This window comes from Enterobacter cloacae complex sp. IR5441, assembly GCF_049238215.1.
GTDB classification, from domain to species: Bacteria; Pseudomonadota; Gammaproteobacteria; order Enterobacterales; family Enterobacteriaceae; genus Enterobacter; species Enterobacter hormaechei_C.
Genome location: NZ_JBMKIA010000022.1, coordinates 17,433 through 31,707, shown reverse-complemented (window position 1 = coordinate 31,707; position 14,275 = coordinate 17,433). Strand labels below are relative to the sequence as shown.

Sequence of the window (14,275 nt, the reverse complement as noted above, 5' to 3'; positions counted from 1 at the left end):
CGGTCGCATCGCCTTTCTTGCCGGGTGGCGCTGCGCTTACCCGGCCTACAATGTGCAATAATTTTAATACATTGCACCCTTCATTGTAGGCCCGTGCAAGCGTAGCGCCGCCGGGCGAAACGCGCAAACAGGCTTAGAAGGACACTCCACCGCCTACATATGCACCGTCGATCAGCGTGTGGTTTGGACGACCGTCTTTACCGTCTACGCTCACGTGGCGATAGCCCACTTTCAGCGTGACAGGTTTGACTGGCGTCCAGCTTACGCCGCCGTTAGCTTCAACATAGTTCTTCACGCTGTTGTTCAGGCCGTCTGGCGCCACATAACCTTCACCAAACACGTGAATGCTGTCCGTAAGCGCAACGTTAACGCCGCCGCCAATCGGGAATGCTACGCCGTTATCGCCTTTTTTCGGGCCGATGTAGATGGCTTTCGCGCCAGCGTTCAGCATCACCGGACCCACTTCCAGGTTGTAGCCTGCCCCAACGCCGCCGGTCTGGGTACCGTCATCGGTGTTTTTCAGCCAGTTGCTCTCCGCATACAGGCCGGATGAGGATTTCCCCATTTCCAGATTGAGGTTAGTAAAGTTTTTACCCTGCTCAATGCTGCCACCCATGGCCAGTGCGGAGCCCGATACGGCGGTCAGAGCAGAAAGGATCAGGATGTTAAGTTTTTTCATGAGTGTTTCCTCGTCATTAAATTAATCTGAGGGCACCTTAACAAGCGATGTTTATGACTGCAAATGTGATATGTCTCGCATTTATATGCTGTTTGTGTTGGGTTTTTGAATGGTAAATGTTGATGAATTGTTTATATGGCAAATCGTCAATGTCCAATACATTCGCGTTTAGGGACAGTTTACATTCCTGGCTAAACGTAAAATGAACGAGGCGCAAATAGTCCTTCGCCATGAATTAATTGGGTTTCTAATAATTTCCAAAAGTATTTCAGCTGACACAGATAAAGACAGAGGTTTACATTTCTGGTGATTGATATACGTCCGTACGCGCCGCTTCGTTGCCATTACATGTCATTTTTCTGACACGTTTCTTCATTACGTTGTTGGCTTCACTTACTGGATGCTAACAATATGAAAAGAAAAATTATTCCTGTGCTAATCGGTTGTGCGCTCTCTTTCTCTGGCCTGGCGGCACAGCCAACCGCGAAGCGCTACGTCGTCAGCTTTCCCGAAGGCGCGCATGTCAAATACAGCGGTGCGTTTGCCAGCGCATTCCCGAACGGGCTCCCGGTGGGGATGGGTTCGGGTTTGTTATTCACGGGCAAGCAGGGCGATGCGCTGACGTTTGCGACCGTGACCGATCGCGGTCCTAACGCGGATTCGCCAAAAATGGGGAAAAGCGATGCCAAAATCTTTGCTACCCCGGATTTCGCCCCGCTGCTGATGACGATCCGTGTGCTAAACGGCAAAGCGGAGGCCGTGGACGCGCGACCGCTGCATGACGATAAAGGCGAGATCAACGGCCTGCCGCTGCAAAGCGGCGTGATTGGATCTACCAATGAAGTCGCGCTAAGCGACACCTTAAAAGTGCTGAAAGGTGATAACCGCGGGCTGGATAAGGAAGGCATCACGCCGGACGGTAAGGGCGGTTACTGGCTGTGCGATGAGTATGGCCCGTTCCTGATTAACGTCGACAGTAAAGGGAAAATCCTCGCGATCCACGGTCCGCAGGCGGCGGAAGGGGAGAAAGCCATCGCGGGCGGTCTGCCAAACGTTATCAAATGGCGTCAGGCAAACCGGGGCTTTGAAGGGCTGACCCGCATGCCGGACGGACGCATTATCGCCGCCGTGCAAAGCACGCTGGATATCGACGGGAAGAGCAAAAAACAGGCGCTGTTTACGCGTCTGGTGAGCTTCGATCCGGCGACCGGGAAAACCGCGATGTACGGCTACCCCATCGACAGCGCGGCCTACAGCAAAAACAGCGACGCCAAAATCGGTGACATAGTGGCGCTGGATAACCACACCATCCTGCTGATTGAACAGGGCGAGGATAAAAATGACGCAATGCGTAACCTCATCTACAGGGTTGATCTGAGCAAGGCGAGCGATCTGGCGGCCTTCGACAAGCCGGGCGAATACCCGGAGTTTGATGATGAGAAAACGCTGGCGCAGCGCGGCATCACGCTTGCGGAAAAAACGCAGGTGGTCGATCTGCGTGCGCTGGGCTGGCAGCAGGAAAAGGCCGAAGGGCTGGCGCTGATTGACAGCAAAACGCTGGCGGTAGCGAACGATAATGACTTTGGCGTGAAGGTGGCGATGCAGAAGCCAGTCGAGGGCAAGAAGCTCAAGGATTATCGGGTGAACGCGCAGGGGGCGCTGACGCTGGATGACAAACCGGTTGAAACCACCCTCAGCGTGAAGCCGTTGAAGAAACCGGAGTCCGACAGCGAGCTGTGGATTGTGACGCTGCCGGAGGCGTTGAAATGAGAGCGGTTGGTTAATCGACCATTTCTTAAGTAACGCAGCACTATACCCATGCGTCTATGGGTATAGTGCTTTTTTATATGTTATTCAAAAGGTTAACCTGTCATTTTTTCCAAGGTTATCATGTTTTGTAGGATTGCTAAACAAATTAGAGAAAGTACTGGGGAAGGCAGCTATTATTTGTTATCTTATGTATTATAAGTATTTTTGAGCTCGATAAATAATGATGAACCCAACCATTCTTAATTTAAACGAAAATATATTGGGCGTGCAAGTAACGAATTTTAATCTCGATGTTGAAGTTCAATATTCAGCAGTTGTTTATGGTGTCGATGAAAATTTTCTAAAGCATTGTGGGATCTCGATGTTATCAATTGTGGAAAAAACTTCGGAAGTTCCATTGCATTTTTTCATTATTACAGATAAAAGCAATGGAGTTGAGTTTTCCAGATTGCAGTCTATTATCAAGAATACTCAACATGCACTGACAATTATTATTGTATCTGCTGACGCTCTGGATGTTTTTCCTAAGAATTCAATTTTCCCGGTCTCAATATATTTCCGTCTCCTGGCTCCGTATGTAATTAAAGAATATCGTTATTTTTTATATGTTGACGCCGATATTATAGCGCTGGATAGTATTTATGATCTATTAGAAAACCATAAGCCGATAAATAATATTTGTTGTGCTGTTAGGGAGCCGGAGCATCAGACTGCTCTTTCAGAATCTATTAATATGTCTGGTTGCGATTATTTTAATTCTGGCGTTCTTTATATTGATGCCAGAACGTGGAATGAAAATAAAATATCGCAAAAAGTTTTTGAATGCTTACTGGAGCGCGGGGCTGACTTTAAGTATTTTGATCAAGATGCTCTTAATGTTGTCCTGAACGAAAAAATAATGTTTATAGATGGCAAGTATAATTGCCAAATAAAGGCAGGACACAAAAAGGGAGATTTCATGCGTGAACCACCAAATGAAACAGTTTTGTTACATTATGTTGGTAGCGATAAACCATGGCAGTTATGGAATCAACAGCAAATAAGCACCTACTATCGTAAATATAAAAAAATGTCACCCTGGTGTGATGTTGAAGATGTTAGTCCACGTTGTGCGAAAGAACTAAAGAAATGCTATAAAACGCTTAATAATAAGAAACAGTTTATTGAAGCTTTCTGTATGTTTGTTCGTTATCATTTGGCTCGTTTCTTGGAAAAAAGGCAAACTAAACATGTTAAGTCGTGAATACATTAAAAGGTTAAATGTTAACATTATTTTCATTCTTATTGTGTTTACAATTGGAAGCGATCTTTTTATAGAGGCTTATCCAAGAAAGCTATTTTACATTAGTTGTTATCTTTCTATTTTTGGCCTTCTTTTCTTGGAAAACTGGAAGGGTTTTCGTCAATGGCTATTGAGTAATAAAATCGCAATAGCATTTTTGTTGAGCATTGTGCTTCTCGGCGCCAGTAAGTTAATTTGGTCGATGATATTTCCATCGACACATTTAAAGGATATTAAAGATAATTATTATGCTGGCGGAAAGTTGCTCATCCTGTCAGGAGTAATGGCATTTTATTTGCTTAAATCCGTAAGTGTAATTTCAATCCAAAGCTGGAAATTCGCTGCTTGCACTAGCGTTGTGCTAGGTTTACTCACCGTTTGGTTTGGTTACCAGGAACAAGCGACTGGTATAACCAGAATTAAATTACTAGCCGATGCTGCTACGACTACTGCTTATATAATGGTTGTTCAGTCAGTTCTGTGTTTTTCTCTTATTAAAAAAGCAGTTTCAAATCAGCTTTACCGTACTGTATTTTACATTGCTACATTTTTCATATTCTCTTATTTATTACTGATGACAGAAACCAGAGGCGCCATAGGCACTTTTTTCATTGTCTGCTTCGTCCTGGCATGTTTTGAATTGAGAAATGTAAAGCCTCGTTATTGGTTTTTAGCATTACTGGCAATATCCGTAATTGGCGGAGGTATAGCTTATAAGATGCAAAAGAGAATTGTTGAGGCTTATGATAACATCCAGCAATTACAAAAAAATAATGCTAACACATCTTTAGGAGCACGTTTTGTTATGCTTGACGCAGGACAGCACGTAGCGAGTTTTTCACTTTTTGGTCAGGATGCAGAACAACGTTATAATAATGCAAGAGAATATATTGAACAAAACTATAAAAGCGCAGAAGCAGTCAGGGCTATAAAATACCATTTCCATAACGATATCATTGAAAGCTTTAGTTTACAGGGGCTTTTTGGCGTCATTGCTATTATATTGTTTTATGCCACTGGTTTTTTAGCTTCCTGCGAAAAAAAGAATAAGTTCAATGTTGGGTTGCTGCTTTATATGTCAGCGCTATTTCTTATGGGATTGACAGATGTCCTCTTCATCCAACGAAATACAGCAATGGTGATTGGTGCTTGTGCTGTAATATTACTTCTCTGCCAGAAAGATGAGAATAAAAAAATCGAAACTGCTAGACAGTAATTAAATCAGGGCCATTAAAAATTGGCCCTGATATATCTTACTTTTTCAGCCCCGCAAACGCTGCCCGAATTTCCTCTTCCGGCAGCTGTATTCCAATAAACACCATCACGCTGTGCGGCGCTTCATCGCCCCACGGGCGATCCCAGTCGGCGCTGTACAGGCGCTGCACGCCCTGGAACAGCAGGCGGTTCGGCTCGCCGTCGATCCACAGCATCCCTTTATAGCGCAGCAGCTTGTCGGCAAATGACAGCAGCAGGTTCTCCATCACGCGGGAGACCTCGCTGATGTCCACCGGGTAGTCCAGCTCCACCACAATCGACGTCACGTCGTTTTGCTTGTCGGACATAAAGTGGAAGCGCGGTTTCGCGGTGACGTTCTCTTCCAGCATAAAGCCGTTGGTGTTGAACAGCTGAGCGAGATCGATATCGCCATGCGTCACCGTGTAAATGGGCGCACGCGAGTTGATGCGCGTCAGGCGCTCGCGCAGTTTTTCACTTTCACCCGCCACGTCGGTTTTGGTCAGCAGGATGCGGTCGGCGTAGCCAACCTGGGACTGGGCGATGGTGAACTGGTTCATCTGCTCGTCGGCATGGACCGCATCCACCAGAGCGATGACGCCGTCCAGCAGGTAGCGCTGGCAGAGGATCTCATGGGAGAAAAAGGTCTGAATAATCGGGCCGGGGTCGGCCATGCCGGTGCACTCGATCACCAGTCGGTCGAAGTCGATGTCACCGCGATCGCGGCTGTCGAGCAGGTCCAGCAGGGCGTCTTCTAATTCGTTAGAGCGGGTGCAGCAGATGCAGCCGTTGGTCAGGGTTTTGATCTGGGTGGCGCGGTCGCCAATCAGCTGATCGTCAACGGAGACTTCGCCAAATTCGTTTTCGATGACGGCGATTTTGAAGCCGTGCTGCTCGTTCAGAATGTGGCGCAGCAGGGTGGTTTTACCGGCGCCGAGGAAACCGGTCAGCAGGGTAACGGCAATCGGGGTCATGGTTTCTCCTTTAGCAGCAGCGGACGCCGCCTTCTCCACTTCCGCCGTAGCGCGCTTCCTGACGCTCGCGGAAGAATTCAGTGTAGGTCATGTACGGCTTATCCGGATGGTTGGTCTTCATATGCTCAACGTAGTTGTCATAGTCCGGAATGCCAATCAGCATTTTCGCCGCCTGACCAAGGTATTTTTTTGCTTCGCCTAAGTTACCAAACATTGAGGGTTCCAGATAGAAGAAGCCCGGTGGCGCTACGCTTACCGGGCCTACAGTAACATGCTTAATTAATGGTGTGAGGAGGTCTTCACGCCGCCTTCCGGCACCGGTACGTACGGGGTCTCTTTGTCCGTACGGCCCTCAACGTTACGCACTTTCATCCAGGTTTTGATGCCGTAGAAGATAATGCTGTACACCACCACCAGGAACAGAATGCTCAGACCCGCGTTGGTGTAGTTGTTCACCACGATATGGTTCATGTTGGCAATCTGCTGCGCGGTCAGATCCGCGCCGCCTGCGGCAATCTTCTCTTTGTACTGGTTAGCCATGAAGAAGAAGCCTTCCAGCTGCGGGTTGGTGCTGAACAGTTTCAGACCCAGCGCCCAGGTAGTGCAGAGCAGCAGCCACAGCGCAGGCACCACGGTGACCCAGATGTATTTGGTGCGTTTCATCTTCACGAGGACAACGGTACCCAGCACCAGGGCCACAGCCGCCAGCATCTGGTTAGAGATACCGAACAGCGGCCACAGGCTCTTCACGCCGCCCAGCGGGTCAACAACGCCCTGATACAGCAGATAACCCCACAGGCCTACGCAGCCCGCAGTGCCCAGAACGCCGGCCACCAGAGAGTCGGTTTTCTTCAGGAATGGCACGAAGTTACCCAGCAGATCCTGCAACATGAAGCGGCCTGCACGCGTACCGGCATCCAGCGCGGTGAGGATGAACAGCGCTTCAAACAGAATACCGAAGTGGTACCAGAAGCCCATGTCCGCCCACGGCAGCACTTTGTGGAACACGTGTGCGATACCCACCGCCAGCGTTGGCGCGCCACCTGCGCGGTTCAGCACGGACGGTTCGCCGATGTCTTTCGCGGTCTGCATGATCTGCTCGGGCGAAATCACGAAGCCCCAGGAGCTGACGGTCGCCGCCGCGTGCGCGCTGGCGTCTTTCAGCTGTGCCAGGATCAGCGCGGTATTTTCGCCGCCCATCTCATGCAGGTTTGGCATGGTAATGCCGAGACCCGCCGGCGGGGTGTTCATCGCAAAGTACAGGCCAGGCTCGATAATCGACGCCGCAACCAGCGCCATGATCGCCACGAAGGATTCCATCAGCATCGCGCCGTAACCGATGAAGCGCGCGTCGGTTTCGTTGGCCATCAGCTTCGGCGTGGTGCCAGAGGCGATCAGCGCGTGGAAGCCAGATACGGCGCCGCAGGCGATAGTGATAAACAGGAACGGGAACAGGGCGCCTTTCCACAGCGGACCGGTACCGTCAATGTACTGCGTCACCGCCGGCATTTTCAGCTCCGGGTTGATGATCACAATACCAATGGCCAGCCCGACGATAACGCCGATTTTCAGGAAGGTTGCCAGGTAGTCACGCGGAGCCAGAATCAGCCACACCGGCAGCAGCGCTGAGATGAATGCGTAGCCGATCAGCGCGAAGGTGATGGTGGTGTCTTTAAAGGTCAGCGCCGGACCCCAGTACGGGTCGTGCGCAATCACGCCGCCGAAGTAGATGGAGGCGACCAGCAGCACGATACCGATGATCGACACCTCGCCAACGCGGCCAGGGCGCAGGAAGCGCATGTAGATGCCCATGAACAGCGCAATCGGTACGGTAGAGCAGACGGTGAAGACGCCCCACGGACTTTCGGCCAGCGCTTTCACCACGATCAGGGCCAGCACCGCCAGGATGATGATCATGATCAGGAAGCAGCCGAACAGAGCGATCGTGCCTGGCACGCGGCCCATCTCCTCTTTGATCATCTCGCCCAGCGACGAACCGTTACGGCGCGAGGAGATAAACAGCACCATAAAGTCCTGCACCGCCCCCGCCAGCACCACGCCCGCCAGCAGCCAGAGCGTACCCGGCAGGTAGCCCATCTGCGCGGCCAGCACCGGGCCGACCAGCGGGCCTGCACCGGCGATAGCGGCAAAGTGGTGACCAAACAGCACGTAACGGTTGGTTGGCACGTAGTTCAGGCCGTCGTTGTTAATAACCGCCGGGGTGGCGCGCGTCGGGTCGAGCTTCATAACCTTCTGCGCGATGTACAAGCTGTAGTAGCGATAAGCCACAAGGTAGACGGAAACCGACGCGACCACGATCCACAGGGCGCTGACGTGCTCGCCCCGGCGTAATGCAACAACCGCCAGACAGAAAGCACCGATGATCCCGAGGATGGCCCAGGGCACGTGCTTAAGTAGTTTTTTAGTATCCATAATAAGACCTGGTTTTTTATGTAAAGAAAAAAGGGTCAGGGTTCGTTGTGAGGAGGTATTGATTAATGCTGGAGCGATCGTGCCAGATCCTCGCGCGTGTAAAGCACGGTAAATGGGTGAGTGGTTGAAAGCGATGCGTGAGCGGTCAAAAGCGAGGGTGAGTGGTTAAGGCTCACCCCCGGTGGGAGAAAATATGTGATTGAGATCACTAAGAATAATCTAGCCCTGTGAGCTTTTGTCGTTCGCTTCAGGGCAGTGCACGCAGCGGCAGGGCTGATACGCGGGCAGCAGCTGATAGCGCCCTTTGCCGTCGTGTTCAATAATCGGGGAAAGCGCCTGTAAATCGCGGTACACCGTGCGTTCGGTAATGCCAAATTTTTGCATCAGATCGCGGCGATTAACGCTTCCGTTGCGGTGCAGGGCAATAATGATTTCAACCAGACGTTCAGCCGAGCGGCTTCGGGGTGAAGGGGCCATAAGACTTTCCAGCGTTAAGGGGGCGGCTGACGACGTTGCCAGCCGCCCCGGAAAATTTATCTTATGGATAGTTAACGGCGCACCTTTGCGGAAACCTTAGCGTTTTTTTGTGCAACGGGATCAAATCGCGGCTTCCATCTCCATCATCACCGGGTGGAAACGGCGTTTGAAGTAGATCAGGCCGTGCCCCTCGCTGCTGAGGATGATGTTCTTAATCTCTACAAGGTAGACCAGATGGGTGCCGATGGTTTGCACCTGGGTTATCTCACCTTCCAGGCTTGCCAGAGCGCCTTTCAGCACCGGCTGCGCCAGCGGTCCTTTCTGCCAGCAGGAGAGAGCAAAGCGCTCCTCCATTGCCATGCCGGTCATCCCGGCAAAGTGGCGGGCCATGATCTCCTGCTCGTGGTTCAGCACGTTGACGCATAGTTTGCCGTTGCCCTGGAAGACCGGGTTCATGGCGCTGTTGGCGTTGATGCAGACCATGACCGAGGGCGGGGTGTCCGTGACCGAACAGACGGCGGTGGCGGTAATGCCGCAGCGACCCGCATCGCCCTCGGTAGTGACCACATTCACCGCCGCCGACAGGCTGGCCATCGCGTCTCGAAAACGCAGGCGTTCTTCAGATTGCATTGAAACCTCCCGCTGCGTTATTTCAGCAGCTTATCCAGCATATTGATATCAGTGTTGTTGTGCAGGTGCGGTACGGTCCAGCCGTGCTGGTCGTACTCGGACATGCAGCGGTCAACCATCGCCATCATCTTGTCCATGTTGCCGGAGCTTTGCGCCTGACGCAGGCATTGCAGGCGGATCTCATCCTGGCTACCGGAGTAGTTGATTTCGTACAGCTCGTGACGTCCGCCAAACTCGCTGCCGATGGCATCCCACATCAGTTTCAGAATCTTGATGCGTTCGACATGATCCATCCCGTTGGAGCCGCGCACGTACTTCGCCAGGTACTGGTCGATCTGCGGGTTGTTCAGGTCCCGCGCGCTGGACGGCAGGTAGATCAGCCCGGAGGTCACGTTACGTTCGATGATGTTCTTGATCTTCGCATAGGCCATTGGCGCCATCACGCGGTAGGTCTGTAACGCCGCGTGGTCAGGCAGATACGCGCCGTTTACCCACGGCGTGGCTTCGGAGCACATGGAGTCGCTCAGCGCCCAGAACATGTTGCGCCATGCCACCACTTCGCCGAGATCCGCCTGCACGCCGCGGAACTCGAGGGTGCCGGTACACTCCAGCGACTTCTTCAGCAGAGCGGTGATGAAGTCGAGCTTCACTGCCAGACGCACGCAGGCCTGAAGCGGGTACATGCGGGCGAAGCCACCTTCCATCGTCCAGCGACGGCAGCGGTCGAAATCACGGTAGATCAGCACGTTTTCCCACGGGATCAGCACATGATCCATTACCAGAATGGCGTCGTTCTCGTCAAAGCGGCTGGAGAGCGGGTAGTCGTACGGAGAGCCTGTCGCCCCTGCCACCATCTCGTATGAGGCGCGGGAGATCAGCTTCACCCCTTCGGCATCCATCGGCGCGACGAACATCAGCGCGAAGTCCGGGTTTTCGCCCATCACCTGCGCAGAACCAAAACCGATCATGTTGTAGTGGGTCAATGCCGAGTTGGTGGCCACCACTTTCGCGCCGCTGACGATGATCCCGGCGTCGGTCTCTTTCTCCAGCTTGATGTAAACGTCTTTCACCTCGTCCGCCGGTTTATGGCGATCGATCGGCGGGTTGACGATGGCGTGGTTAAAGTACAGGCCGGTTTCCTGAATACGGGTGTACCAGTTGCGGGCGTTCTGCTCGAACTGACCGTAGAAGGCAGGGTTAGCGCCGAGCGCGCAGCCGAACGCGGCTTTGTAGTCCGGCGTACGCCCCATCCAGCCGTAGCTCAGGCGCGACCACTCGGCGATGGCGTCACGCTGCTGGCGCAGATCGTCGGCACTTTTCGCCACGCGGAAGAATTTATGAGTGTAGCCGCCGCTGCCGGTATCGGTACCCCAGCAGAGGGTATCCTGCATGTCTGGCTTGTGCAGGGCATCGTACATCTGGGCGATGGACGCCGCCGCATTGCGAAATGCCGGGTGGGTAGTGACGTCCTTAACGCGCTCGCCGTAGATATAAATCTCACGGCCATCTTGCAGGCTTTTTAAATACTCTTCACCGGTTAACGGACGTTTGGCATCAGCGCGGAAATCTTCAGGCTTCATAGGGACCTCGTATCGGAAGATGGTTGTTAAATTTATGTTTTGTTTTTGTTGTTTAATTGAAGCTTGAGACAGGCGGAACGTGAAGGGACGATTGGGACAACGGCAGGTACTTTTCGGGTGAGAGGTGGTTTTGTGATCTGTGCGGCTTTTCGGCGGGTGGCGCTGCGCTTACCCGCCCTACGAACCGTTATGCGTTCAGGAAACCGGTACTTTCTGCGCCCGGTATGCGCTGGGTGAGCACCCCGTCAGTCGGTTAAAAAAACGGGCGAAATAGGCCGGATCTTTAAACCCCAGCTGCCAGGCAATTTCGCTCACTGTGCTGTCGGAAAACAGCAGCAAACGCCTGGCTTCCCGCAGCTGGCGGTCGAAGATCAGCCGTTTCGGCGAGCGGTTGGCGAAGCGGCGACAGATATCGGTCAGGCGAGATTCGGTGAGATGCAATTCGCTGGCATACTCCGGAACCGTCCAGTGCTCGTGGTAATGAGCATCTGTCAGCTGGTTAAAGCGCTGAAAAAGCTTCAGCTCACCGCGCATGCCGCCTGACGCGTGGTCGTCGAGCTTCGCGTTGCGCAGCAGCAGGGTAAAAACGGCCTGGGCCAGCAGGACCAGCGTATGCTCGCGACCGGGCAGTTGTTCCGTGGATTCCCGGGCAATCAGCTGCCAGTAGTGCTTCAGCGCCGCCAGCTCGTCAGGCCTGTCGGCAAGCGACAGGCAGATCCCCGGCAGGCCGAACGCTTCCCGCGTACCGGGGTAGAGCACTTCTAACAGCGGCCAGATGAGATCCTCGCGCACCGTCAGCACGTGGCCGTCGCTGTCGGATTCGGTAATAAACGCGTGCGGCACCGACGGTGGCGTTAGCACGAACAGCGGCGCCTGCACCGAGTAACGGTGGTCGTCGAGCTGGAGCTCAATCTGCCCGGTGTCGAGAAAATGCATCTGAAAATACTGGTCGTGGCGGTGCGCCTGCATGTCGCGGCCAAAAAAGGCCGCCATGCGGGCAAACGACTGGTAGTGCACATCGTCGGTGCCCAGACTTTCGTCGTAATCCTTGCTGATATCAATGTTGGCGATGGGGCTCTGGCACATGATCGTTCCTCTGTTGATCCCGCTGCGTCATCGGAATGCGCGTCAGCACCAGCGCGCCCACCACCAGCAGACCCGCCACGAACCACAGTCCCGAGCTGAAGCTGCCGGTCGCGTCGCGCAGAATACCTATCAGCAATGGGCTGACGGCAGACCCGACGTTGCCGATGGCGTTGATCACCGCCAGCGCCACCGCGCGGGATTGCAGGCTAATAACCTGATCCGGCGTGGTCCAGAATATCGCCATGGCGGTAAACGATCCGGTTGAGGCCATGATGATGCCAAGCAGCTGGATCAGGCTGTGATCGGTCGCCGAGGCCAGCATCCATCCCGCCGCTGCAAACAGATACGGCAGGATGGTGTGCTTTTTTCGCTCTTTCAGCCTGTCGGAGCGGCGGCTCCACCAGATCATCCCGAGGATGGTACAAAACTGCGGGATCGCCGCCAGCAGGCCAATCACGATATTGCTGCTGCCGGTGTTGAAGCTTTGCAGGATCTGCGGCGTCCAGATGTTGATCGCGCTCAGCGTATTCGTCAGGCAGAAGTAGGCCAGCGTGTAGAGCAGCACGGCGGGCGTCAGCACCTCGCGCAGCGTCGAGCGCGGCGTGGCGGCGTGCGCAATGGCCAGCTCCTGTTCGCGGGCGATCATCGTTTTGAGTGCCTGCTTTTCGTCATCATCCAGCCAGGTGGCCTGATCCGGGGTGTCGTTAAGGTAGAACCAGGTCACCACGCCGAGCACCACCGATGGCAGCCCCTCCAGCAGGAACAGCCACTGCCAGCCCTTCAGGTTCCACAGCCCGTCCATCGCCAGAATGTACCCGGAGAGGATCGAGCCGAGCATCATGGTCACCGGCATGGCGATCATAAACAGCGCGTTGGCGCGGGCGCGGTGATACGCCGGGAACCACCAGGTGAGATAGACCAGAATGCCCGGCAGGAAACCGGCTTCGGCAATGCCCACCAGCATGCGCAGGACGTAGAGCGTTTCGGGGCTGGTGGCGAACATGGTGCAGGTAGAGGCGATGCCCCACACCACCATGATCCCGGCGATCCAGCGGCGGGCGCCGACCTTCGCCAGCATGATGTTGCTGGGGATACCGCACAGCACGTAGGTCACGTAAAACAGCGTCGCGGCCAGGCCAAACATGGTTGACGTGAGGCCCAGATCTTTGCCCATCGTCAGCCCGGCAAAGCCGATGTTGATGCGATCAAGAAACGAGAAAACAAACAGGATAAAAAGAAACACGATCAAACGACGGAACAGCTTATTAATAACGCGATGTTCAACAGCTTTATTATGCAGGGTTGAGGTCGTCATGTTGCGCTCCACATCGTACGTTTAGTAGACGGATTTATTGTTATCAACTGCTGTGGTGACGTCGGTAAAGCGGGCCGCCAGCGCTTCGGCGCTGCGGGCGAGCAGGGTGGTATCCACGCCGACCGCGACAAACAACGCGCCGAGGCTGAGATAGCGTTTTGCCAGCTGTTCATTCGCCATCAGGATGCCGGGCGCTTTGCCCGCGCTGAGGATCTGCGCGATCGCCTGTTCAATGGCGGCCTGCACCTCCGGGTGCTGCGGATTACCGGCGAAGCCCATGTCGGCGCTCAGATCCGCCGGGCCGATAAACACGCCGTCCACCCCTTCCACGTCCAGGATCTGCGGCAGGTTTTTCAGCGCCTCGCGAGTTTCGATTTGCACCAGCACGCACATGGCGTCGTTAGCCTGATGCAGATACTCCGGGATGCGGTTCCAGCGCGACGCCCGCGCCAGCGCGCTGCCGACGCCGCGAATGCCGGCAGGCGGATAGCGGGTGGCGCTGACCGCCAGACGGGCTTCGTCGGCGTTTTGCACCATCGGCACCAGCAGGGTTTGCGCCCCCACGTCCAGCAACTGCTTGATCTGCACCGGATCGTTCCACGACGGGCGCACCACCGGCTGGCTGGGATAAGGGGCGATGGCCTGTAGCTGAGTCAGGATGGTTTGCACGCTGTTCGGCGCGTGCTCTCCGTCGATCAGCAACCAGTCAAAACCGGCCCCGGCCAGTAGCTCAGCGCTGTAGCTGCTGGTCAGCCCCAGCCACAGGCCGATTTGTGGCTTTCCGGCTTTCAGCGCGGTCTTAAATGCGTTTTCCAT

At 54.0% G+C, this 14,275-nt stretch carries 13 protein-coding genes; 3 read left to right on the top strand and 10 right to left on the bottom strand.

The genetic code is table 11. The features are described 5' to 3' along the window. Positions 1 to 133: 133 nt before the first annotated feature. On the bottom strand, positions 134 to 679 hold the full coding sequence (locus ACOTX5_RS19265) for a YfaZ family outer membrane protein (RefSeq protein ID WP_006810254.1): 546 nt from the start codon (positions 677 to 679) through the stop codon (positions 134 to 136). Between the two features lie 411 nt (positions 680 to 1,090). Between ACOTX5_RS19265 and ACOTX5_RS19260 the strand changes: the two genes are divergently transcribed. From ACOTX5_RS19260 to ACOTX5_RS19250, 3 genes are all read left to right on the top strand, one after another. Next, on the top strand, positions 1,091 to 2,449 hold the full coding sequence (locus ACOTX5_RS19260) for an esterase-like activity of phytase family protein (protein WP_126489781.1): 1,359 nt from the start codon (positions 1,091 to 1,093) through the stop codon (positions 2,447 to 2,449). 220 nt (positions 2,450 to 2,669) lie between these two features. After that, positions 2,670 to 3,692 (top strand): glycosyltransferase family 8 protein, encoded by a 1,023-nt coding sequence (locus ACOTX5_RS19255; RefSeq protein WP_045911304.1) that lies wholly within the window; start codon positions 2,670 to 2,672, stop codon positions 3,690 to 3,692. Then, a complete protein-coding gene (locus ACOTX5_RS19250) occupies positions 3,679 to 4,947 on the top strand; it encodes an O-antigen ligase family protein (protein ID WP_045911303.1) in 1,269 nt (422 codons plus the stop codon). Before ACOTX5_RS19255 ends, ACOTX5_RS19250 begins: the two co-directional genes overlap by 14 nt. 37 nt (positions 4,948 to 4,984) lie before the next feature. On the opposite strand, the gene yjiA is transcribed toward ACOTX5_RS19250, so the two are convergent. The 9 genes from yjiA to hpaI form a co-directional block, all read right to left on the bottom strand. After that, on the bottom strand, positions 4,985 to 5,938 hold the full coding sequence (gene yjiA, locus ACOTX5_RS19245; protein WP_045911302.1) for a GTPase: 954 nt from the start codon (positions 5,936 to 5,938) through the stop codon (positions 4,985 to 4,987). Positions 5,939 to 5,948: 10 nt separating this feature from the next. Beyond that, a complete protein-coding gene (locus ACOTX5_RS19240) occupies positions 5,949 to 6,152 on the bottom strand; it encodes a YbdD/YjiX family protein (protein WP_003856610.1) in 204 nt (67 codons plus the stop codon). A 65-nt stretch (positions 6,153 to 6,217) separates the two neighbouring features. Beyond that, a complete protein-coding gene (locus ACOTX5_RS19235) occupies positions 6,218 to 8,371 on the bottom strand; it encodes a carbon starvation CstA family protein (protein ID WP_017694565.1) in 2,154 nt (717 codons plus the stop codon). A gap of 219 nt (positions 8,372 to 8,590) precedes the next feature. Beyond that, positions 8,591 to 8,848, bottom strand: a complete 258-nt coding sequence (locus tag ACOTX5_RS19230) for an HTH domain-containing protein (protein ID WP_045330232.1) — start codon at positions 8,846 to 8,848, stop codon at positions 8,591 to 8,593. 120 nt (positions 8,849 to 8,968) lie between these two features. After that, complete coding sequence (locus tag ACOTX5_RS19225; RefSeq protein WP_017383854.1) at positions 8,969 to 9,478, bottom strand: 4-hydroxyphenylacetate 3-monooxygenase reductase subunit; 510 nt, start codon at positions 9,476 to 9,478, stop codon at positions 8,969 to 8,971. A gap of 17 nt (positions 9,479 to 9,495) precedes the next feature. After that, complete coding sequence (gene hpaB / locus ACOTX5_RS19220; protein WP_010427196.1) at positions 9,496 to 11,058, bottom strand: 4-hydroxyphenylacetate 3-monooxygenase, oxygenase component; 1,563 nt, start codon at positions 11,056 to 11,058, stop codon at positions 9,496 to 9,498. Positions 11,059 to 11,253: 195 nt separating this feature from the next. Beyond that, a complete protein-coding gene (gene hpaA, locus ACOTX5_RS19215; RefSeq protein WP_017383853.1) occupies positions 11,254 to 12,144 on the bottom strand; it encodes a 4-hydroxyphenylacetate catabolism regulatory protein HpaA in 891 nt (296 codons plus the stop codon). Beyond that, complete coding sequence (gene hpaX, locus ACOTX5_RS19210) at positions 12,116 to 13,459, bottom strand: 4-hydroxyphenylacetate permease (protein ID WP_015572591.1); 1,344 nt, start codon at positions 13,457 to 13,459, stop codon at positions 12,116 to 12,118. The genes hpaA and hpaX overlap by 29 nt, the downstream gene beginning before the upstream one ends. 21 nt (positions 13,460 to 13,480) lie before the next feature. After that, on the bottom strand, positions 13,481 to 14,275 hold the full coding sequence (gene hpaI, locus ACOTX5_RS19205; protein ID WP_017383851.1) for a 4-hydroxy-2-oxoheptanedioate aldolase: 795 nt from the start codon (positions 14,273 to 14,275) through the stop codon (positions 13,481 to 13,483).

What these genes read in the sequence shown, in the direction of transcription:
- ACOTX5_RS19230 (WP_045330232.1), bottom strand. Translation starts at nt 8,848, where the DNA reads ATGGCCCCTTCACCCCGAAGCCGCTCGGCTGAACGTCTGGTTGAAATC.
- ACOTX5_RS19265 (WP_006810254.1), bottom strand. Translation starts at nt 679, where the DNA reads ATGAAAAAACTTAACATCCTGATCCTTTCTGCTCTGACCGCCGTATCG.
- hpaB (WP_010427196.1), bottom strand. Translation starts at nt 11,058, where the DNA reads ATGAAGCCTGAAGATTTCCGCGCTGATGCCAAACGTCCGTTAACCGGT.
- ACOTX5_RS19260 (WP_126489781.1), top strand. Translation starts at nt 1,091, where the DNA reads ATGAAAAGAAAAATTATTCCTGTGCTAATCGGTTGTGCGCTCTCTTTC.
- ACOTX5_RS19225 (WP_017383854.1), bottom strand. Translation starts at nt 9,478, where the DNA reads ATGCAATCTGAAGAACGCCTGCGTTTTCGAGACGCGATGGCCAGCCTG.
- ACOTX5_RS19235 (WP_017694565.1), bottom strand. Translation starts at nt 8,371, where the DNA reads ATGGATACTAAAAAACTACTTAAGCACGTGCCCTGGGCCATCCTCGGG.
- hpaI (WP_017383851.1), bottom strand. Translation starts at nt 14,275, where the DNA reads ATGGAAAACGCATTTAAGACCGCGCTGAAAGCCGGAAAGCCACAAATC.
- ACOTX5_RS19240 (WP_003856610.1), bottom strand. Translation starts at nt 6,152, where the DNA reads ATGTTTGGTAACTTAGGCGAAGCAAAAAAATACCTTGGTCAGGCGGCG.
- hpaA (WP_017383853.1), bottom strand. Translation starts at nt 12,144, where the DNA reads ATGTGCCAGAGCCCCATCGCCAACATTGATATCAGCAAGGATTACGAC.
- ACOTX5_RS19250 (WP_045911303.1), top strand. Translation starts at nt 3,679, where the DNA reads ATGTTAAGTCGTGAATACATTAAAAGGTTAAATGTTAACATTATTTTC.
- hpaX (WP_015572591.1), bottom strand. Translation starts at nt 13,459, where the DNA reads ATGACGACCTCAACCCTGCATAATAAAGCTGTTGAACATCGCGTTATT.
- yjiA (WP_045911302.1), bottom strand. Translation starts at nt 5,938, where the DNA reads ATGACCCCGATTGCCGTTACCCTGCTGACCGGTTTCCTCGGCGCCGGT.
- ACOTX5_RS19255 (WP_045911304.1), top strand. Translation starts at nt 2,670, where the DNA reads ATGATGAACCCAACCATTCTTAATTTAAACGAAAATATATTGGGCGTG.